This window comes from uncultured Veillonella sp., assembly GCF_963543145.1.
Classification (GTDB): domain Bacteria; phylum Bacillota; class Negativicutes; order Veillonellales; family Veillonellaceae; genus Veillonella.
Genome location: NZ_CAUTZP010000001.1, coordinates 1 through 22,633 on the forward strand (window position 1 = coordinate 1; position 22,633 = coordinate 22,633).

The 22,633-nt window shown below is 38.5% G+C and carries 19 protein-coding genes and 1 tRNA gene; 18 read left to right on the forward strand and 2 right to left on the reverse strand.

The window, feature by feature from the left end:
- Positions 1-589: 589 nt before the first annotated feature.
- Together RWZ05_RS00005 and RWZ05_RS00010 are read right to left on the reverse strand one after the other, a co-directional pair.
- On the reverse strand, positions 590-799 hold the full coding sequence (locus RWZ05_RS00005; protein WP_314640841.1) for a TOBE domain-containing protein: 210 nt from the start codon (positions 797-799) through the stop codon (positions 590-592).
- Between the two features lie 103 nt (positions 800-902).
- Positions 903-976, reverse strand: a tRNA-Gly gene (locus RWZ05_RS00010).
- A 191-nt stretch (positions 977-1,167) separates the two neighbouring features.
- Here RWZ05_RS00010 and nhaA (RWZ05_RS00015) point away from each other — a divergent pair.
- The 18 genes from nhaA (RWZ05_RS00015) to ppk1 all read left to right on the forward strand — a co-directional run bounded on the left by nhaA (RWZ05_RS00015) (position 1,168) and on the right by ppk1 (position 22,525).
- Positions 1,168-2,325 carry a Na+/H+ antiporter NhaA gene (nhaA, locus tag RWZ05_RS00015; protein ID WP_314640842.1) on the forward strand — a complete coding sequence of 386 codons (1,158 nt, stop codon included), beginning with the start codon at positions 1,168-1,170 and terminating at the stop codon, positions 2,323-2,325.
- 35 nt (positions 2,326-2,360) lie between these two features.
- Positions 2,361-3,533 (forward strand): Na+/H+ antiporter NhaA, encoded by a 1,173-nt coding sequence (nhaA, locus tag RWZ05_RS00020; RefSeq protein ID WP_314640843.1) that lies wholly within the window; start codon positions 2,361-2,363, stop codon positions 3,531-3,533.
- Positions 3,534-3,794: 261 nt separating this feature from the next.
- Positions 3,795-4,403: a peptidoglycan-binding protein gene (locus tag RWZ05_RS00025; protein ID WP_314640844.1), complete on the forward strand. Its 609-nt coding sequence runs from the start codon at positions 3,795-3,797 to the stop codon at positions 4,401-4,403.
- A 219-nt stretch (positions 4,404-4,622) separates the two neighbouring features.
- On the forward strand, positions 4,623-5,441 hold the full coding sequence (purR, locus tag RWZ05_RS00030; protein ID WP_314640845.1) for a pur operon repressor: 819 nt from the start codon (positions 4,623-4,625) through the stop codon (positions 5,439-5,441).
- A gap of 122 nt (positions 5,442-5,563) precedes the next feature.
- Positions 5,564-6,937 carry a bifunctional UDP-N-acetylglucosamine diphosphorylase/glucosamine-1-phosphate N-acetyltransferase GlmU gene (glmU, locus tag RWZ05_RS00035; protein ID WP_314640846.1) on the forward strand — a complete coding sequence of 458 codons (1,374 nt, stop codon included), beginning with the start codon at positions 5,564-5,566 and terminating at the stop codon, positions 6,935-6,937.
- A gap of 126 nt (positions 6,938-7,063) precedes the next feature.
- On the forward strand, positions 7,064-8,017 hold the full coding sequence (locus RWZ05_RS00040) for a ribose-phosphate pyrophosphokinase (protein WP_314640848.1): 954 nt from the start codon (positions 7,064-7,066) through the stop codon (positions 8,015-8,017).
- Between the two features lie 10 nt (positions 8,018-8,027).
- Positions 8,028-8,606, forward strand: coding sequence for an aminoacyl-tRNA hydrolase (pth, locus tag RWZ05_RS00045; RefSeq protein WP_314640849.1), 579 nt, complete (start codon positions 8,028-8,030; stop codon positions 8,604-8,606).
- A gap of 57 nt (positions 8,607-8,663) precedes the next feature.
- Complete coding sequence (locus tag RWZ05_RS00050; RefSeq protein ID WP_314640850.1) at positions 8,664-10,145, forward strand: aminotransferase class I/II-fold pyridoxal phosphate-dependent enzyme; 1,482 nt, start codon at positions 8,664-8,666, stop codon at positions 10,143-10,145.
- Positions 10,146-10,147: 2 nt separating this feature from the next.
- Complete coding sequence (locus RWZ05_RS00055; RefSeq protein ID WP_314640853.1) at positions 10,148-10,834, forward strand: thymidylate kinase; 687 nt, start codon at positions 10,148-10,150, stop codon at positions 10,832-10,834.
- Between the two features lie 75 nt (positions 10,835-10,909).
- Complete coding sequence (locus tag RWZ05_RS00060) at positions 10,910-11,950, forward strand: hypothetical protein (protein ID WP_314640855.1); 1,041 nt, start codon at positions 10,910-10,912, stop codon at positions 11,948-11,950.
- Positions 11,951-12,796, forward strand: a complete 846-nt coding sequence (locus RWZ05_RS00065) for a stage 0 sporulation family protein (protein WP_314640857.1) — start codon at positions 11,951-11,953, stop codon at positions 12,794-12,796. It begins immediately after the preceding gene.
- Positions 12,789-13,514 carry a methyltransferase gene (locus RWZ05_RS00070; protein ID WP_314640858.1) on the forward strand — a complete coding sequence of 242 codons (726 nt, stop codon included), beginning with the start codon at positions 12,789-12,791 and terminating at the stop codon, positions 13,512-13,514. Before RWZ05_RS00065 ends, RWZ05_RS00070 begins: the two co-directional genes overlap by 8 nt.
- Positions 13,504-14,352: a 16S rRNA (cytidine(1402)-2'-O)-methyltransferase gene (gene rsmI / locus RWZ05_RS00075; RefSeq protein WP_314640860.1), complete on the forward strand. Its 849-nt coding sequence runs from the start codon at positions 13,504-13,506 to the stop codon at positions 14,350-14,352. The genes RWZ05_RS00070 and rsmI overlap by 11 nt, the downstream gene beginning before the upstream one ends.
- Before the next feature lie 34 nt (positions 14,353-14,386).
- A complete protein-coding gene (metG, locus tag RWZ05_RS00080) occupies positions 14,387-16,333 on the forward strand; it encodes a methionine--tRNA ligase (RefSeq protein ID WP_314640862.1) in 1,947 nt (648 codons plus the stop codon).
- Entirely contained in the window at positions 16,333-17,103 is a 771-nt protein-coding gene (locus RWZ05_RS00085) for a TatD family hydrolase (protein ID WP_314640864.1), read from the forward strand. Before metG ends, RWZ05_RS00085 begins: the two co-directional genes overlap by 1 nt.
- Before the next feature lie 202 nt (positions 17,104-17,305).
- Positions 17,306-18,853, forward strand: a complete 1,548-nt coding sequence (locus tag RWZ05_RS00090; RefSeq protein ID WP_314640865.1) for a Ppx/GppA phosphatase family protein — start codon at positions 17,306-17,308, stop codon at positions 18,851-18,853.
- Positions 18,853-20,418 (forward strand): phosphatase, encoded by a 1,566-nt coding sequence (locus RWZ05_RS00095; protein WP_314640867.1) that lies wholly within the window; start codon positions 18,853-18,855, stop codon positions 20,416-20,418. Before RWZ05_RS00090 ends, RWZ05_RS00095 begins: the two co-directional genes overlap by 1 nt.
- On the forward strand, positions 20,408-22,525 hold the full coding sequence (gene ppk1, locus RWZ05_RS00100) for a polyphosphate kinase 1 (protein WP_314640868.1): 2,118 nt from the start codon (positions 20,408-20,410) through the stop codon (positions 22,523-22,525). The genes RWZ05_RS00095 and ppk1 overlap by 11 nt, the downstream gene beginning before the upstream one ends.
- Positions 22,526-22,633 lie beyond the last annotated feature (108 nt).

Consider the following 22,633-nt stretch of genomic DNA (forward strand, 5'->3'; position numbering starts at 1 on the left):
GGCCACCGAGAAGTAATTAAGTCTATGCGACGCATGGGGCCCACACATCACCTTCTTCCGAACGTAAGATTTATCGAGCTGCGAAGCAGAGAAGGGAAATCCACAGTGAGGAAGCAAGTAGGGCCACCGAGAAGTAATTAAGTCTATGCGACGCATGGGGCCCACACATCACCTTCGACGAAGCCCTACAATCAGTACCGTACATTAAAAGACTATTTTAAATACTGCCATGGGCAAGTGTGATAGGAAGCTGCGGCTAGTGGTAGGAGGTAAATTAAATTTACATGGTAACGCGGCACAATGTGCCAATGTTACTGAACCGTAAACCAGTCGAGCAACTCTAAATTTATGAAAATTTGCTTTATCTAACTGATATTGCAGTATGTACCAACTATGGTATCGTACCGTAAACCAGTTGAGTTACTTCATAGATCGGTAATTATAATTTCTATTGCGCTAACTATATAAAACATAAAAGCCCAATAAGCTACTTTAAAATAGTTTACATGGCTCATTTTTATTCATATCAATATAATACAAAATTATTAATTTATATACAAAAAAGAGCCGCCGAAGCGACTATTTTTTATTATTCTACACCAACCATTACGCTAGTGGATTTGATAACAGCTACAACTTCTTTGCCAACTGCTAATCCTAATTCTTTAACAGATTGAACTGTAATATCAGCAGTAACGATGTTATCGTTACCTACATTAATCTTTACGATCGCATTTACAGCGCCTTCTTGAATTTCAACAATTGTACCTTTTAATTGGTTTCTTGCGCTTAATTTCATGAAATACTCCTTGTAAAAAAATATACAATACAAATTCATATTTATTATAACATTATACAAAAAAATAACCGTGATGTATATCACATCACGATTATTTTATATATGGAGCGGGCGAAGGGAATCGAACCCTCCTCTCAAGCTTGGGAAGCTCGCATTCTACCGATGAACTACGCCCGCACGATGTACATATTGTAACATATAAATATTGATATGAATAGATACTAAATAAATCTATATGCTTAATTTGATATAGCCTATGTCTATGTATACATACTAACTGTATTGATTATTTTCGAAATAATATGTTATCATTATATTGAATTATACGTACTTTTCGTATATTAAATAATAGAATAGAGGGGTGCTTAATGAACTATATAAAAGCATTTTTCCAATCAGAGTCTGCAGGTGGCATATCACTCCTGTCCGCGGCTATTTTAGGTGTGCTCGTTGCTAACTCACCAATGGCTGATCAGTACTTTGCTACAATGCATATACATCTTGGCCCTATTACTATATTAGAATGGGTAAATGATGCATTAATGGCGTTATTTTTCCTATATGTTGGTTTAGAGATTAAGAAGGAAATGATTTCTGGTGAGCTTGATACGAATTCAAAGCGAGTTCTTCCTGTATTAGCTGCATTTGCAGGCGTTATTACTCCAGCTATAGTATATTACTTTGCTGCTGGATATATGCCAGAGTTTAGACCGGGTTGGGGGATTCCAACTGCTACCGATATCGCATTTGCTATAGGCGTTATTACAATGCTTGGTAATATGGTATCTTCAGCGATGAAAGCCTTCTTAGCTGCTTTAGCTGTTATTGATGATCTAATTGCCATAGTGGTTATTGCTCTCTTTTATGGATTTGGCGTCAATTTTATGGATTTAATAGCTGCAGCTGCGGTGACAGGTTTATTGGTATATACTAATAAACAAGGCTATTTACGACCATTACCGTATTGTGTACTTGGTTTAGTTCTTTGGTATTTTGTTTTGAAATCTGGTGTTCATGCCACTATTGCTGGTGTAGTATTAGCAATGACGATTCCATTTAAAGGTAAAGTTTTGGATACAGTAGTATATCCAATGGAGGAATGGGCTCATGCCTTAAAAAATTGGGTAAACTTCCTTATTATTCCACTATTTAGTTTCTTGAATGCTGGTGTATCTTTTACGGATTTCTCTATGGAAAACTTATTCCATCCCGTGATTTTAGGTGTCTCATTAGGTTTAATTTTAGGTAAGCAATTAGGCATATTTTCTGCCGTGTATATTTTGGTTCAATCTAAAGTGATTAAGATGCCATCTAATACGACATGGCCTGAGATTTATGGTACAGCCATTTTATGTGGTATTGGCTTTACTATGAGTCTCTTTGTTGCGACATTGGCTTTCCCACCGGGTATAACTCAAGAGATGGCTAAGGTAGGTATTTTTATAGGTTCGATTGTAGCTGGTTTACTAGGTGCAGTTGTTCTAATTTTAGCTTACCAAATACGCAAGGTGCGTGGTAAAATTTAATAAGGTAATCTTTTGAAAGTATAGAAAGGATTCAAATGGAACGCATATTTGTATTTTTACGTTCTCCAGGTGCAGCTACGTCTGTATTATTAGGAGCAACAGTACTCGCATTTATTTTAGCGAACTCTCCAGCATCTGAACAATACTTCCAGATTGTTAATCACCATATCGGTAATTTAACAATTCTTGAATGGGTTAATGATGCTTTGATGGCGATATTCTTCCTATTTGTGGGACTCGAAGTTAAGCGTGAGTTAGTAGCAGGTGAGCTTAATACGAATGCCAAGCGTATAATGCCTGGTATTGCTGCTTTGTTCGGTGTTCTTACGCCAGCTTTTATTTACTACTTAATTGCAGGTTTTGATCCTGAATATATTCGTGGTTGGGCTATACCGACGGCTACAGATATTGCATTCTCTATCGGTATCATCTCCGCTTTAGGTTCACGAGTGCCAAACTCGATGAAGGTATTTCTAACAGCTCTTGCTGTTATTGATGATTTAATGGCTATTATTGTAATTGCTATTTTCTATGCTGCAAGCATACAAACATTCTATCTAATAGCTGCAGCGGTAGTTGTAGGTGCGTTGATTTACTGTAACAAACAAGGCTATGTAAGACCTTTACCATATATCATTTTAGGTTTTATCCTTTGGTATTGTGTATTAAAATCTGGTCTACATGCTACCATGGCTGGTGTAATCTTAGCCATGACAATTCCTGAAAAAGGTAGACGTGGCCGTAAGTACGTTCGCCCCATGCAACATTGGGAACATCTACTATCCAACTGGGTTAGCTTCCTGATCGTACCAATCTTTGCCTTCTTTAATGCAGGTATAGATTTACGTAATGTAACTATTAATGAATTATCTCATCCGGTAGCACTTGGTGTTGCATTAGGCCTTATCCTTGGTAAACAACTTGGTGTCTTTGGCGCTGTATTTGCTATGGTAAAATGTGGTCTTGTACCAATGCCAACAGAAGCAAATTGGAAACATGTATATGGTACAGCTATTTTATGTGGTATCGGTTTCACAATGAGTATCTTCGTATCTATTTTGGCCTTTGCTCCAGGACATGCGCGAGAAATGGCTAAAAGTGGTGTAATTTTAGGCTCCTTAATCTCTGCAGTAATTGGCTATGTATTCTTACGTATTGTTGGTGCGAATCGTAAGGAATGCCATATTGGTGTATATCATAACTGCTAAATTTAAATAAATGTATTAATCTCCATTGTAGTCTGAATGGTATTTCAAATTTAGAAGAATAATTCTAAATGAAAACTTTATCAGTATGCAGTGGAGATTTTTCATTGTTACCCTATATTCTTATGATATATATGGGATACATCCTTTGAAATCTTTATTAAAAACTTAATATATATGCATTTTTGATATTGACAGAGAATCTATGGTTTATAGATTATTTAAAACTATATAGTATACTACTTGTTGTAAGGTGGGGTGTATATGGTAAAAAAAATAATTATTGCATGTACGCTTGTTTGTATGACTACAATGGTATCTTCTGTTTCATTGGCAAAAACGATTGATCGGGGACAACGGGGGCATCATGTTAGCAAGGTGCAAACTATGTTAAAGCATCAAGGTTTTTTACATGATTCTGTAGATGGTATCTACGGTCATAATACAGAGCAGGCCGTACGAAAATTTCAAAAGTCTAAAGGGCTTGTTGTAGATGGCCGTGTTGGTCCGACCACGATGAATGCTTTAGAAAAGATGGAGACTCGTTATGGTGGACATGGTACAGAATTAAGTCATAATGGTGTACCGAATAAATACTCTCGAGTTTTAACTATGCAGGCAAGTGCTTATTCTGCTCAAGATCCTGGAAATGGCAATTATACAGCTACTGGTAGTCGCTTAAAGAAGGGCATTGTATCTGTAGATCCTAAATTAATTCCATTAGGTACGAGATTATACATTGAAGGTTATGGGTATGCTGTAGCCGACGATATTGGTGGTGCTATTAAAGGACATCGCATTGACTTAGCGTATGACTCTCGAGCTGAAGCATTGCAGTTTGGTCGTCAAACTGTAAAAGTTTACGTTTTATAATCAAAGCTCTCTAGTATATTATTCTAAGATAGGTTTAATCGACTTATCTCAAGAAATATGTACTAGAGAGTTTTTTATTTTACCGAATTATAGTATTTTTATAACCTCGAATATTCGGAAATTATGATATAATAAATAAAAGATATATTTGAGATAACTCATGATTTTTATTAGATGAGTATAATCAATGGTTATATGATGAATGGTAAAGGAAATTCTATGGATAAAGTACGGCGCGTGGAACGAATGGTGGCAATGACAAAATTGTTAGTTGATTCACCGCAAAAATTGATTCCTTTAAATTATTTTTGTGACTTTTTTGGCATGGCAAAATCGACAGTTAGTGAAGATTTGACTTGCGTAAGACAGTCTATGGAACACTTTCAACTGGGCACTTTAGAAACGGTAGCAGGTGTAGCTGGTGGGGTGCGATTTATTCCTCATCGTAAAGGCTCTCAAGCCAATGATATTTTACGAGATGTACAAGCTCGTTTAATGGAGCCAGATCGTATCATTCCTGGCGGTTTTATTTATATGTCTGATATTCTTTACGACTGGCATGTAATGACTCGCCTTGGGGAAATTATTATGACTCGCTTTATGGATCGCAATCCAGATTATATTTTGACCGTAGAAACAAAGGGGATTCCCTTAGCTGTCATGGTAGCAAGAGCTTTCAATAAACCTCTTGTTATTGCCCGTCGTGATAGTAAGGTGACTGAAGGTTCGGCCATTAGTATTAACTATGTAACAGGTTCCTCTGGTCGTATTCAAACTATGACGCTTACTAAGCGCGCTATTCCACCGAATGCTAGAGTTTTGATTATCGATGATTTTATGAAAGCTGGTGGTACTGCAAAGGGATTAAAAGAACTTGTCCTTGAAATGAGTGGTGTCGTTGTGGGGACTGGTGTTTTAGTGGCAACAGCAGAACCAAATCCAAAGCTAATCGATGATTATGAATCATTATTTACCTTCTATGGTATTGATGAAAATACAAAGAAAATAAGTATTGAACCTGTATTTGATGAAGAATAAAAGTTAATATTAAGCACATCATAGGCTGGTATAATAGTTTAATAGTAAATATTGGCTAATAATTAAAATGTAATTAATATTAAAATGTCTGACATATAAGAGATAATAGATAGGAGATTACTATGAATATTGCAAGCCTCATTTTAGCTGCTGGTAAGGGTACGCGCATGAAGTCTAAATTGCCAAAGGTATTGCACAAGGTTGGCGGTAAAGCTATGGTAGAGCGCGTTCTTGAAACAGTTCAGTCAATTGGTACAAATCGTGACGTGGTTATCGTAGGTTTTGGTGGTGATGCGGTACAAAATTATTTAGGTAATCGCGCTGAATTCGTTCGCCAAGAAGAACAAAATGGTACAGGACATGCCGTAAAAATGGCTCAACCAGTGCTTGGTGATTATGATGGTACAATCTTATTGTTGTGCGGTGATACTCCACTTGTTACAAAGGAAAGTTTAGAAGCTCTTTTAGAGGAGCATAAAAACTCTGGTGCAGCTGCTACGATTTTAACAGCACATATGCCTGATCCAACTGGTTATGGTCGCATTATTCGTAATGAATCAGGTTCCGTAGTACGTATTGTAGAACAAAAAGATGGTAAACCAGAGGAATTAGCTGTTCAAGAAGTAAATACTGGTATGTATGCCTTTGATAGCAAAAAATTATGGCCTTGCTTAGATCAACTATCTGACGATAATGCACAAGGTGAATTGTATATTACGGATGTAATCGGTATTCTTGTAAATGGCGGTGACAAGGTAAGTGCGTATATGACTAAAGACTTTGAAGAGTCTCTGGGCGTAAACTCTCGCTTGCAATTAGCTGAAGCTGAGTATATTTTAAAACACCGTAAAAATGTTGAATTAATGACAGCAGGTGTAACAATTATCGATCCAGCAAATACTTACGTAGCGCCAGAGGTAATAGTAGGGGCAGATACAATCTTGTATCCTGGTACAATCCTTGAAGGTAATACTGTAATTGGTGAGCGATGTGAAATTGGTCCACATACTCGTTTAACAAATGCGAAAGTTGGTAATGATACGATTATCCATTTCACATATGGTCATGATTGCGAAGTAAAAGATGGCGTAGATGTTGGTCCATATGTTCACTTACGTCCTAATACTGTGCTTGGCAATAAGGTTCATGTAGGTAATTTCGTAGAGGTTAAAAACTCTAATGTGGGAGAAGGAACTAAGTTCCCACATCTATCTTATATTGGCGATAGCGACGTAGGTTCTGGCGTTAATATTGGGTGTGGTACGATTACTGTAAATTACGATGGCAAAGTTAAACATCGCACCACAATTGGCGACGGTGCTTTCGTAGGTTGTAATAGTAACTTAGTAGCTCCTGTAACAGTAGGTAATTATAGCTATGTAGGTGCAGGCTCTACTATTACTAAAAATGTACCAGATAAGGCATTAGCGGTAGGCCGTAGCAAGCAAATTGTGAAAGAAAATTGGGTAACAGACGATACTTTCAAAAAGAAATAAAAAAATATTATAAATTTTTAACACAATTTGAGCAAAATAGTATACAATAAAAAGGCAATAGTGTGTATCTGTAATGGATGATTATGGATAAGTAACCAATATAGGAACAAATGAAAGGGTAACAAAATGGCATTTGAAGACGGCAAAAAACTCAAAATTTTCACAGGTAATGCAAATCCAGCATTGGCAAAGGAAATTTGTGATTATTTAGGTTTGCCTTTAGGTGAAGCGTTTGTAGGTCGTTTTAACAATGGCGAAGTACAAATTATGATTGATGAAAGCGTACGCGGCAAAGATGTATTTATCATTCAACCAACTAGCTATCCTGTAAACGATAATTTAATGGAATTAATGGTTATGGCTGATGCGTTGAAACGTGCTTCTGCACGTCATATCACTGCAGTAGTTCCTTACTATGGCTATGCTCGTCAAGATCGTAAGACTCGTGGTCGTGAACCAATTACAGCTAAACTGGTAGCTAACTTGATGCAAACTTCTGGCATTACACGTCTTGTAACAATTGATTTGCATGCAGGTCAAATTCAAGGTTTCTTTGATGTGCCAGTGGATCATTTGTATGGTGCATCCATTTTAGCAAAATATATTAACGAAAAAAATCTTGAAGATGTTATCGTTGTATCTCCAGACCTTGGTGGTGTTACAAGAGCGCGTGATTTGGCTGACCGCATTGGTGCGCCAATCGCAATCATCGAGAAAAAACGCCCTGAACCAGGCGTAGCTAAAGTTATGAATCTTATTGGCGATGTAAAAGGCAAAAACTGTATTATCGTTGATGATATTGTAGATACAGCAGGTTCCCTTGTAGAAGGTGCTAAAGCATTAAAAGAATTTGGTGCAAAATCTGTTATGGCTGCCGTTACCCATGCTGTATTAACAGATCCAGCAAGTGAACGCATTGCAAACTCCAACATTAAAGAGCTTATCGTAACAAACACAATGCCATTACCAGAAAATTGCAAATTAGATAATGTAACGCAATTATCTGTAGCTCCATTGTTAGGCGAAGCAATTATGCGTATCTTTCATGAAGTTTCAGTAAGTAATTTATTTGATAAATAATAGGTGATTCTTGAAATTAGTAGTAGGCCTTGGTAATCCGGGCAAGCAATACGAAAAGACAAAACATAATATTGGATTTATGGTTATCGATGCCATCGCGGATAGCGTATCTCACACGCCTTGGAGAGAGGAGCAACGTGCAGAGGTATGCAGTATTACCGTAGCTGGTGAAAAAGTATTGCTTGTGAAGCCACAAACATTTATGAATGCAAGTGGCGAGTCTGTAGGGCCGTTGATGCGGTACTATAAGATTGATCCATCAGATGTGTATTGCATTTATGATGATATGGATTTACCTGTTGGGAAATTGCGAATTCGACCAAATGGCAGCTCTGGCGGTCACAATGGTATTAAGTCCTTAATAGCTCACTTGGGAACAGAGGAGTTTCCTCGTTTCCGCGTAGGTATTGGTCGTCCATTACCACAGTGGACTGTCATAGATCATGTGTTAGCACCATTTAGTGAAGAGTCACAAGAGAAAGTACAAAAAGGTATTAAGGATACAGTGAAAGCTGTATTAGGTACCTTAGAAGTGGGTATCGATAAGGGAATGAATCAATTCAATCCCAAACGTCGTCCCCATCGATAAATACATGCATAAGGGCATGAGTCTCATAGAGATTCATGCCCTTTTTACGAGGTATATATGAGTAATCAAGAAAGAACGCCTTTTGTTGAGGCCTTAGAATCATATAAAGAACAACGTTTTGTGCCCTTTCATACTCCAGGTCATAAAATTGGTGCTGAAGCTCCTCAACGTCTAAAAGACTGGATGGGGCCTGCATTGCCATATGATTTAGGCGTTATGTACGCCTTAGATGATTTACATGAACCAGAAGGGGCGTTAAAAGAAGCTCAAGACTTAACAGCTGAATTGTATGGCGCAGATTGTTGTTGGTTTTCTATTAATGGTACTACAGCGCTAATCGAAGCCATGATTATGGGAGCTGTAGGTCCCGATGAAACAATCATCATCCCTCGTGAGGCTCATCGCTCTGTTATAAGTGGTTTAGTCTTATCTGGTGCAAAGCCTGTGTATATGGATTGCCAATTTGATAAACGTTGGGGGATTCCACTAGGTGTGTCATTAGAAAGTGCTAGGAAAGCTATGGATGCCCACCCTGAGGCAAAGGCGATTCTCTTAGTCTACCCAAATTATTATGGCGTAGGTGTAGATATTGTTAATATTGTAGAAGAGGCTCATAAACGAGGTTTAATAGTTCTTGTTGATGAAGCACACGGTCCACATTTACCATTTTCTGAATCCTTACCTATAGGTGCTATTGAGGCGGGCGCAGACTTAGTAGCACAAAGCACGCATAAATCAGTTGGTTCTTTGACACAAACCTCTTGGTTACTAGGCCAAGGCGAAAGAATTAATAAACGTCGTATTACGCAAATGCATCAAATGCTCCAAAGTACGAGTCCTAATTATATATTCCTTGCTTCCCTAGATATGGCGCGCCATCAATTGGCCACAGTTGGTAAGGACCTAGTAAGCCGTACCGTAGAATTGAGCCTATATTTACGGAATGAGTTACATAAGATTTCTGGTATTACTACCATGGAATACACAGATATTCAAGACCGGATCAAAAACTATGATGTTACTAAAGTCGTAATCGATGCAAAAGAACTCGGTTTAACAGGTGTTGAGTTTGAACGTATGTTACGAGCATACTCTATTGAGGTAGAATTGGTACAAGCAAATCATGTATTAGTACTCATTACAATTGGTGATACAAAAGACTCGGTAGATGCTCTTATTAAGGCTGTGCAAGCTGTAAGTGATGATGTATTAGGTGAGGCCTCTAGAGCTATAGGTACAAATGATGAGGTGGCTCAATCACTTAGTAAAGATTCCGCGTTGTTACCACTTCCTCAAGTTCGTGTGACACCGCGCAATGCCATGTATACTCATCGTGAGCAAGTTCCGTTAAGTGAAGCATTACATCGTGTTGCTGGAGAGACGATTGCTTATTATCCTCCAGGAATTCCTTGTGTAGCTGTAGGTGAAGTGATTAGTGAGTCTGTGTTACAATATATAGAGAAGCGAAAGGCTCTAGGTTATGTACCAAATGGAGCCGATGATATGACATTAGAAACAATCTGGGTGTTACAGGAGTAATTATGGGAACTTTAATCATATTAGAAGGCGGAGATGGTAGTGGCAAGGCTACGCAAACTAAACTATTGGTAGAGCGCTTGACTAAGGAAGGGCATGCAGTTAAATCTGTAAGCTTCCCAAATTACGATAGTGGTGCAGCTATGCCTATCAAAATGTATTTAGCCGGTGAATTTGGCAAAGATGTACATGATGTAAATCCTTATGTGGCAAGTTCTATGTACGCCATCGACCGCTTTGCTTCCTTTAGAACTGATTGGGAAGAGTTCTATAAAAGTGGTGGCATCATCATTGCGGACCGTTACACGACGTCTAATATGGTGCACCAAATGGTAAAATACGACAATCCTAAAGAACGGACTGCTTTTTTAGATTGGCTTGAAGATTTTGAGTTCCAAAAATTTGGCTTGCCCATACCTGATGCAGTATGTTTACTAGATATGCCTCTTGAAGTAAGTGAAGCCCTTATGGCGGAGCGCACTGGCAAAACGGGAGGTAATACTGGTGATATTCACGAAGGAAATCATCAGTACTTAGTAGCTGTTCATGATGCCTATGAAGAGCTAGTAGAACGCTACCAATGGCATCGCATCCCTTGTACGAGCAAAGACGCATTAAGTCAATATGTGTTGCGCTCCATTGAAGAAATTCATAACGATGTATATCAAGCAGTAGTCAATCTGCTACCTTAGGATAGGGCGACTCTTTTAAAAGTCGCCTTTTTCTTATATAATATTAATATTGAGCATGTATTGATAGGAGGAGCTATGACATATTTTGATTCTATAATTGGTCAAGATTCGATCAAGGCACACCTATCGGAACTTGTAAGTCGTAATGCATTACCGCATAGCCTTTTATTTTATGGTGAAGCCGGTCTTGGCAAGCTAGATATGGCCATAGGTCTCGGGTCTTTATTATTGGGACGGCAAGTATTTTCTCAACCTAAGGGGGAAGCTTATTTAGAGGCCGTTAAAGAAGCACGTCTTGCCAATGGTGAAACCGAAAAACGCATTGAAGCAGAAGGTTTGCCTATCTATATGGATAAGGGCGATGCCTTTTGGATTCGTCCCATGAAGACAACCCTAAAGGTGGAGCAGTGGTATTCATTATTGCAGGATCATCTGTCAGTAGCAGGTAATGGTAACCGCGTTGTCATTGTGGAGGACTTTCACACTGCCAATGCAGTCATGGCAAATGCCATGCTTAAAACCATCGAAGAACCGCCTGAACAGGTGTATTTCATCATTATTACGAATAAAATTAACACCGTATTGCCCACCATTATTTCAAGATGCATGGGTGTTGGCTTTAACAGCGTTGATATAGATACGATTCGCAAGGCTCTCGTAGCACGAGGTGTTACTGGTGATATAGAGCAAGCCTTGTTAGTCGGTCACGGTAATCCACAATTAGTAGAAAAGTTGGCCACTCAAGGTCGCATTGAGATGCTAGAGTTAGCTGTTAAGATAATGGATATTCTGGCCTTTGAAACGAGATGGTTTTCTATGATTTCTCTAGCTTGTGAAAGCTTACCTCGTGAAAGTCTAACAGAGTTAATGCACTGGCTACGCCTTGTAAGTAGAGATATGATGGCTCTTAAAATGGGGGCTCAAGACGGACAATTACAAGTACCTATGTACAAAACTCAATTATTACGATTATTACCGCGCTGGTCTATGCAAGCACTGTCAGAGGTTATTACCGAAACATTGCAAGCAGAACGGGCTTTGCGCTTACATATAAAAACCGCTCTCGTGGTGGACGGTCTCAGTATCGCCCTTCATGATGCTCGGGAGGAGGATTAAATGCTAACCATAGTTGGCGTACGCTTTAAAAAGGCGGGGAAGATTTATTATTTTCTGCCTGAACAATTAGAACTATCCATTGGGGATGGGGTTATCGTAGAAACGGCACGTGGCGTTGAATACGGTACAGTTGTGATTGGACCTAAAGAGGTCTATGAAGATACTGTTGTAACTCCTGTTAAGCCTGTCATTAGAAAGGCGACACCAAAGGATTTAAAACAAATTGAGAAAAACAAAGAGCGCGAAGAAAAAGCCTTTGAAATTTGTCTTGAAAAAATTGGTAATCGTAAATTACCGATGAAACTCATCAATGTGGAATACACATTTGATATGAATAAGATAATATTCTTCTTCACCGCTGATGGTCGTATCGATTTTCGTGAGCTTGTTAAGGATTTAGCAACAGTATTTAGAACGCGTATCGAATTACGTCAAGTAGGTGTGCGCGATGAGGCAAAAGTCTTAAATGGTATCGGCGCTTGTGGTAGACCTTTATGCTGTTCTAATTACTTAGGTGATTTTACACCAGTATCGATTCGTATGGCTAAGGATCAAAATTTGAGTCTAAATCCTACAAAAATTTCTGGTGTTTGTGGTCGTTTGATGTGCTGCCTTAACTACGAAGATGATTTATATAAAAAGGGCGGCGACCTATATGTGAAGAAGGAACGCCCTCAAGCTTCTCAAGATGTAGCACCTCCAGGTATTGGTAAGGAGGTTGTTACCGACGAAGGTATTGGTAAAGTCTTGAAAGTAAATCATCATAAACATACGGTGAAGGTCCAGCTTGAAGCAGGTCGCACTATCGACTTGAAATGGTCCGAGGTGGCATTGCCCGATGAATGATCAAGAACGACTTGATGATTTAATTATAGATAGCTTACAAATTTATCAACGTTCTGATATGTTTCGCTTTTCCTTTGATGCTATAGCACTCATTCACTTTTGTCGTTTCAATAGTCGTCATACTTATGTTGATCTTGGAACGGGGACGGGTGTTATGCCGCTTATAGGGACATCATTAGGAGCGGGCCATATAACGGGTATAGATATCAACGAAACTCTTATTGAGTTAGCTCAGCGTAGTGTTGAGCACAATTGTAAACAAGATATGGTAACAATGTTATGTGGGGATTATCGCTATATGTCGTATCGAGATGTACAAGATAAGCCCTTTGACGGCGTTATTGTAAATCCTCCTTTTTATGATTGTGAAAGCGGTGCAAAGCCTAGGTCTGAAGAACGGGCTTTGGCACTTCATGATGGACATACAACATTAGAAGAGGTTTTGAAAGCTGTACAGTCCTTTATTAAGTGTAAAGGTCGCTTGTGGATGATTTATAGTGCTAGTCGCTTACAATATGCATTGCATGATTTAGAAGTAGCCAACTTTCAAGCTAAACGCATTCGCTTTATTCATGGCATGGTAGATAAGCCCGCTAAGCTGGTGCTCATAGAGGCTCTCTATCAAGGTCAGGCAGGCCTTGTACTAGAGCCGCCACTCATCGTTTATGACAAACCTAATGTGTACACAAAGGAGGTGTCCTCTTGGTATGAACGATAACAAATGGGGCACCTTATATTTGGTGCCTACACCGATAGGTAATTTAGAAGATATGACGTATCGTGCAGTTCGTATCCTAGGTGAAGTTGATGCTATCGCTGCAGAGGATACGCGCCATACGGGTATATTATTAAAACACTTTGATATTAAGAAACCTTTGATTTCTTATCATGAACATAATAAGGAAGAAAAGGGGGCTTATATTATTGAGCTATTATTGGAAGGACAGTCTATAGCTTGTGTCAGTGATGCGGGTATGCCCGCTATATCTGATCCAGGGGCTAATCTGGTCACAAAAGCTATTGAAGAAGGCATAACGGTAGTGCCATTACCCGGTGCAAATGCGGCGTTAACAGCGCTTATTGCATCCGGCTTAGATACGAAATCATTTACCTTTGCAGGATTTTTACCTAAACGGGGAAAACATCGGGGTGAAGAATTACAACGACTTTCACAAGTAACGGGAACCTTGATGTTTTACGAAGCACCTCATCGATTGCAAGAGGTCTTACAAGATATGTATGAAGCCTTTGGTAATCGTTCTATTACGGTGGCAAGGGAGTTAACCAAGAAGTTTGAAACCTTTGTGCGCACCGATTTGGAAAATCTTGTAAACGATTTAGAACAGCTCACCTATAAAGGGGAATTCGTCCTCATCGTAGGTGGTGCTGATACAGTGGAATCTGACATTAGTGAAGTGTCAGATGAACCAGTATCTTATGTAGATGCTGTACAAGCCCTTGTAGAAACAGGGGTGTCTAAAAAAGAAGCAATTCGCCAGGTGGCAAAGCGATTTAACGTTTCCCGCCGGGATGTATATAATCTTGTAGAACGTTAAACCTTCTCATTCGAAGGTTAGAAGGAGACTCATCATGGGAGACACAAAAAAAACGTATTATATTACGACACCTATTTATTATCCAAGTGCTAAGTTGCACATTGGACATACGTACTGTACATCTGTAGCTGATACGATTGCTCGTTTCAAGCGTTTAGCTGGGTATGATGTACGATTCTTGACTGGTTCGGATGAACATGGTCAAAAAATCCAACGCGCTGCAGAAGCGCAAGGTATTACACCTTTAGAATACACCACAAATATCGTAAATGGTTTCAAGGCCTTATGGGAAAAGATGCATATTTCCAATGATGACTTTATCCGTACTACTGATGAACGTCATGAAAAGGTTGTGCAAGAGCTTTTCACTAAAGCTTATGAAAAAGGTGATATTTACAAGGCTGAGTATGAAGGCTGGTATTGTACACCAGACGAAACTTTTTGGACAGAGCAGAAGCTAGGACCTAATCATACTTGTCCGGATTGCGGTCGCCCTGTAGAGCGTGTTAAAGAGGAAAGTTATTTCTTTAAACTCGGCAAATATACTGATCAATGGTTGAAATTTATCGAAGAGAACCCTGATTTTATCCAACCTGAATCTCGTCGTAACGAAATGATTCAATTTGTAAAACAAGGTCTTGAAGATTTAGCTGTATCTCGCACATCCTTTGATTGGGGTATCAAGGTTCCATTTGATCCTAAACATGTAGTATATGTTTGGTTCGATGCATTGGTAAACTATATTAGTGCACTCTCTCCATTTGATGGTGATGGTGAACTATATAAAAAATACTGGCCTGCAGATCTCCATTTAGTAGGTAAGGAAATCGTACGTTTCCATACTATCATTTGGCCTATGATGCTCATGAGCCTTGAGTTGCCATTACCTAAAAAGGTATTTGGTCACGGTTGGATGATTGTTGACGGTACAAAAATGAGTAAATCTTTGGGGAATGTGATCGACCCAATCCCATTGATTGATACTTATGGCGCAGATTCTTTGCGTTATTACTTATTAAGTGAAATCACTCTTGGCAATGATGGTAACTTCACATTGCCTAATTTCGTTACAAAAATCAACGCAGACTTATCTAATGATTTAGGTAACTTATTGAACCGTACCATTGCAATGATTGAAAAATACCATGCTGGTGTAATTACTAAATGTGATGATATGGACGACCTAGACCGCGATGTATCTGCATTAGCTATTCAAACTGCAAAAGACTTTGAAGAATCCATGGAAAATATGGAACTTAATAAAGCAATTAAATCCGTATGGGCATTTATTGGTCGCATGAATAAATATATCGATGAAACAATGCCTTGGGTATTGGCTAAATCTGAAGATGCTAACGATAAAGCTCGCTTGCAATCTGCTATGTATCACTTGGCAGAAGCATTGCGTATCATTGCTATCTTAGTCAGTCCTGTTATTCCTGTAGGTGCTCCAAAAATTTGGGACCAATTAGGTCTTTCCGGTTTTGGTGACGCTACATTGAAAGATGCTAAAATTTGGGGTCTATTGCCAACAGGTACAAAAGTTGTAAAAGGCGATCCTATTTATCCACGTTTCGACATTCCTGAAATGGTAGATGTTGTGGTGGAAGAAAAAATTGAAGAATCTGTAGATACATCCAATATTCCACCATTAAAAGAAAATATTACGTATGACGACTTCGAAAAACTCGATCTTCGAGTAGCAAAAGTGGTTAGCTGTGAAAAAGTGCCTAAGTCCAAAAAATTGTTGAAGTTTGTATTGGATATCGGCATTGAAGAACGCACAGTATTGAGTGGTATATCTCAATATTACGAACCAGAAGCTATGGTTGGTAAAAAGGTAATTTATTTGGCTAACTTGGCTCCTAAAAAAATGATGGGCATTGAGTCTTATGGCATGATTTTGTCTGCTTCTGATTGGGAAGAACATTTGGAAGTGACAAATATTGAATCATTACCAGCAGGAAGTGTGGTTAAATAATGAAACTTTTTGATACACATGCTCATGTAAATGATGGCCGTTTTGATAATGACCGCAATGAAATGTTACAAGCCTGCTTTGATGCAGGCGTAGAATACATTATGATTCCTGGTGTAGACCGCAGTACAGTTGAATCTGGTTTAGCATTAGCAAGACAGTACGACCGTCTTTATGCTGCAGTAGGTACACATCCTCATGAGTCTAAAGACTTTACAGAGGAAGACTATGAGTTCTATAAGGAGCAAGCACTCAATAACGATAAGGTACGAGCTATCGGTGAAATCGGTTTAGATTATTACTATGATTTCTCTGATCGTGAAACACAAAGACGGGTCTTCATTCGTCAGTTGGAGTTAGCTCGTGAAGTAGATTTGCCAATTATTATTCATGACCGCGATGCGCATGGTGATATTATGGATATCTTGCGCAATGAAGGGAGGGATAATTGGGGTATTTTCCACTGTTACTCTGGTAGCTGGGAAATGGCTAAGGAAGCTATTAAATTAGGATTTTACATTTCCTTTGCAGGTCCCGTAGTATTCCCTAAGTCTACAAAGCTTAAGGATGTAGCCAAACAAGTACCAGTAGACAGAATTCTTATTGAAACAGACTCGCCATATTTGACACCACCTCCATTTAGAGGCCGTCGCAATGATCCAAGCAAAACTCAATTTGTAGCAGAGGAAATTGCACGTCTAAAAGGTCTTGATGTAGATGAGTTCTGTGAGATTGCCTATAATAATGGTAAACGTGTATTCGGTATTGATTAATTTTGATACTCGCCAATACAGAGGCTTGAAAGTAATATTCGTAGACTTACAATAGCCTTAGTTTGGATATTAGAATAATTCTTACAAACATTTTAAATGATAAATTACAAACGCGATTCTCTCATATCGGTGAGAATCGCGTTTTTCTATGGTATACTAAAGTATATTCATACTGAATATGTAGTAGGATGAGGATAATAGCATGAAACGTATTGCATTTATAGATTTAGGCTCTAACTCCGTTCGATTTGTCATTTATGAGATCTCTAAGACGGGTAGTTATAGACTAATATATCAAGAAAAAGAAAGTGTACGCCTTAGTGAAAACATGTGGGACACACACGAACTAACAAATGTAGCAATGGAACGTTCTTTGAGTTCTTTGAAAGCCTTTGTTCATATGGCAAAAGCTATGGAAGTTGATACGATTAAAGCTGTTGCTACGGCAGCCGTGCGCCTTGCTAAAAATGGTGATGTGTTTATAAAGACTGTAAAAGAACGAACTGGCCTAGATTTAGAATGTATTGCAGGCGAAGAAGAGGCGCGATTAGGATTTCTAGGTGTCATCAATACCATTGGCCTCAAAGATTTTATTATCTTTGATTTAGGTGGGGCTAGTACGGAGGTAACCCTTGTACGAGATCGTCATATTGCAGAGGCTATAAGCCTGCCAATTGGTGCACTTACCTTGACTGGTACTTATCAAAAGGGGGATGAGTATACCCCTGAAGAGTTTGAAAAAATGACCAAAGCAGTGAGGAAAGTAATTAGAGAACATTCTTGGCTTCGCAATGTAAAATTGCCACTCCTTGGTATTGGTGGTACAGCACGTAATATAGCTAAAATGGATCAACGAAAGTTATCATATCCTATTACAAAACTACATAACTATGAAATACCATATCATCGATTCCACGAAATTTTTGAAGACGTAAAAGGTAAATCTTTAGAGGAGCGTAAAAAGATAAGTGGCTTGTCTTCAGAGCGTGCAGATATCATTATTGCAGGCCTTACCATTGTGGAAGAATTATTTAACTACGTAAATACTAAAGCTCTCGTTGTTGGTGGTTGTGGTTTACGTGAAGGTTTATTCTATGACTACTATGGGACGCACTATTTAGGTGGAAATCCTATTATTGATGATATTTTAGTTCACTCTGCTGAAAATGTACTTTTAGGTATGACTAAACATGAGCTAGTACACGCCAAATATATTAATGGTTTAGCGACTACTTTGTTTGATGAACTAGAGTCACTTCATAAAGCAGATAACAACGCAAGAAGATGCTTGGTAACGGCTAGCCTTCTTCATGATATTGGTAAACGGGTTAACTACTACAGCCACGCACGTCACGGTTGTTATATGCTGGTAAATAGTAATTTGTATGGCCTTTCTCACGTAGAACAAGCTTTTAGTGCGTTCTTAGTTATGAACTCCCATGGCTTGACACCTAAAGAGTATAAAAACTTCCTATACGGTAAATTACTAGACCAAGATCAACGCTTATTAGGTCAAAAATTATCTATTATTTTAGCCTTGGCGGAGGCTCTCGATGAAAGTCATGAACAATTTATTCGACGATTAGAGGTAGTTATTAAACATGCTAGTGTGGCCTTAAAGGTACACTATGTAGAAGGCCGTGATGTGAGCGTTGTGAAAGGGGCTGTTGAAAAATTAGTCAAATCTTTCAAAAAAGAATTCCAAAAAGAGTTAGAAATAGAGTGGAAAGAAGCTCGTAAGGAGGCATAATGGTATTACCAAAAGCGCTACGATATGCAGTACTACATGTAGGCTCTAGTAGCATGAGCATTACCATTTTAGAATATAAGGGAATCGATGATGTACGGGTTATAGATTATGCAGCGAGAGAGGTAACCTTTGGAGAAGAATTATTTCAAACATCTCGATTGAGCTTTAAAACAATAGAAGAAATTTGTCATATTTTAAAAGGTTATAAGCAATTAATGGCAGATTATGGTGTAACTCGTTCTAGATTATATGGGACAACCGTAATTCGTGAGGCTACTAATCGTCGTAGTATTCTAGATCAAATCTACATCCAAACAGGTATGCGTATTGAGGTTATCGACATGCCAAAAGAGGTATATTATAAATATGCCTTGCTATATTATAAGATGACGAATCAGTATCGCTTGACGGATCCTACCCAGGCGACGTTGTTCCTTGATATTACATCTGGTGGCGTGGGATTAACAGTATGGCGTGGTGAAAGTTTATTATTCCAACGTAATATGCATAGTGGTTCCTTGCGTGTTATGGAATCTTTTAATCGTAACCAACGTTCTTCTACGTCGTTTCCTATGGCAATTACCGAATATTTGCATCGCATGATTGGCCCATTGCGTGAGGAACTTCAAACTTTCAATATTAATAGTGTCATTTTATCTGGTGATGAAGCTCAGTATATGGCTCGTCTCATGGGGGGGGGAAGTAATAAGGACGATATTATTACTATTGAACCTGAACGATTTAAAGGGCTCATTAACTCCTTTGATGGTGTAACGGCTACCAAGCTGATGAACCGTTATAAATTGCCTGAATATAAAGCCAATATTTTGATGCCTACTATGATTTTGTTTAATGAAATCATTACGGCTATAGAGCCTAAATCTTTGATTTTTAGTAGTTTCTCCTTCTCCCAAGGTATAAGTTGGTTCTATGGGGTAGAGGCTGAAAACAATCCGTTTATGTACCAACTACGTGAACAAAATGCTCAATTAGCTCGTGCTGTTGCTGCGAGATATCATACTGATAGCATTCACGATGCAGAGGTAGAACGCTTTAGCTCATTATTCTGTAAAACATTACGGCACAAAGGTTTACCAGAGCGGTGGGGCTATTTATGTCGTATAGCTGCTATCCTTTGTTCGGTAGGTAAATTTGTAAATTTGCGAAATCATGGGGAGCATGCTTATCATATCGTGATGGGCACAGATATTTTTGGACTTTCAGAAGAAGAAAAACAAGTAGTGGCCAATGTTGTATATTATCACTACAAAGGCACTCCATCTGATGACGATGCTTACTTTAATGCACTAACAGAATTACAAAAGATTCAAGTTACTAAATTGGTAGCCATTATTCGTGTAGCTTGCTCACTTGATGCGGGAAGTAATCAAAAAATTACAGATGTTACATTAGAAGAGCGAGACAATGTATTGTATGTGTTCTGTCGCACGAACGAAGATATTTCTCTAGAGTGGTGGACATTCACTAGAGATTCTGAATACTTTACAGAGGTATTTGGTATGGAAATTGTACTTATAAGAGGAGGTGACCGCCATGTTCAGTAATGCGAAATACTATTTTAATCGTGAATTATCTTGGTTAAAGTTTAATCAACGTGTACTACTAGAGTCCATAGATAGCAATACGCCTCTATTAGAGCGGCTGCGCTTTATTGCTATTGCTAGTTCCAATCTAGACGAGTTTTTTATGATCCGCGTGGCAGGGCTACGACATCAGGTTATTAATGGTATCGTTAAATATGATGCAGCTCATATGGATGCAAAGGCACAATTAAAGGCTATAGATGAATCTGTACAACGCCTCGTTTCTATGCAAAGTATATATTTAAATAATGTGCTCACTGAACTTGAAAACTATGGTTTCTTCTTTACTAAACCTGAGCAACTCGATGTAAAATCAAAAGCTTGGTTACGTCATTACTTTGAGGAACATATTTATCCTGTTGTAACGCCATTAGCCGTTGACTCTGGGCATCCGTTTCCGTTTTTAACAAATCATACTATCAATGCTATTGTGCGTATTTTTCAAATACTACCGGATGGCACAAAGGATTATAAGATTGCTATCTTGCCTATTCCATCTGTACTAGATCGTATTATTGAAATTCCAAGTCGAGGTAATAAAGAACATCGATTTGTGTACCTAGAGGATGTTATTACTTACTATGCAAACCAATTCTTCCAAGGTTACGGTATTGAAGATTACATGGTATTCCGTATTACACGTGATGCGGACTTAGAAATCGATGAAGAAGAGGCAACAGATTTACTATCGGAGGTAGAGGAATCCTTGCGTCGCCGCCGTCGTGGTGATGCGGTACGCCTTGAAGTTTGTGGTGAAGTAAAAGATCACTTGTTAGACTTTGTTCTTACAAGTGTAGAATTAGAACAAAAGGATGTGTATCGCATCGATGGGCATCTAGATTGTCGTATGTACTTTGATTTCTGTAACTATCCAGGTTTAGATGCACTTCGATACGAGCCCTTTGAATCTAAGATTCCTAGTGAATTAGTTGATCATGAGGGGGAGAATTTATTTTCCGTTATTGGTAAGCAAGATCTCTTTGTTCATCATCCCTTTGAAACTTTTGCTGTAGTAGAACAGTTTATTGCACAAGCTGCTATAGATCCTGATGTACTGGCGATTAAGCAAACCTTATACCGCGTAAGTGGCGATTCTCCAATTATTGCATCTTTAATAAAAGCCGCAGATAATGGCAAACAAGTAACCGTTCTTATGGAGGTTAAGGCTCGCTTTGATGAAGAAAACAATATTCATATGGCTCGTCGCCTCGAAAAGGCGGGCTGCCATGTTATTTATGGCTTGAAAGGTCTTAAAACGCACTCTAAAATCACTATGGTGGTACGTAGAGAAAATGATGGTATAAGGCGTTATGTTCATCTTGCTACAGGTAACTATAATGGCAAAACTGCTCGTATCTATACGGACTGTGGTATATTTACGTGTAATGATGAATATGGTGACGATGCATCCCGCTTCTTCAATTTGATTTCTGGTTATTCTGATCCACCAATTTGGAATAAATTTATCGTAGCGCCCTTAAATTTACGGGAAAAAATTATAGAATTGATTGATCGTGAAATTGAATGGGCTAAAAAAGGAGAGGATGCTTGTATCATCGCTAAGATGAATTCCTTACTTGATAAAAATGTTATTGCCAAGCTATATGAAGCGTCTACTGCAGGTGTTCGTATTGAGCTCATCGTTCGTGGCATTTGCACACTTCGTCCTGGTATTGCCGGTGTAAGTGATAATATTACGGTTCGATCCATAGTGGGGCGTTTCTTAGAACATCATCGTTTATTTTATTTCCGTAATGGTGGTAATGAAAGTCTGTACTTATCTAGCGCAGATTGGATGCCTCGTAATTTAAATGACCGTGTAGAGCTCATGATTCCTATTGAAGATAAGCGTCATAAAGAACGTGTGAAGGGTATATTGGATCTTTATTTAGAGGATACCTTAAAAGCTCATATTATGAGAGCTGATGGTTCCTACCGTAAAATTAATGACCGAGAGCACCCTATTTCTGCTCAAGAAGAGCTTATGAAAGCAGCTATTGAGAATGAACACAAGGAATCGATGACCGTCATCGAACGTTTACAACCGATGTTTAAGATGAATAGATGATGAAATTCTCACGCTGTGTTGATTAATGAATTTTAATACATTTATACATTAGTGAAAAAGCCTGTTTTTACAGGCTTTTTTGTATACACATATATTTGAAAATGAGAT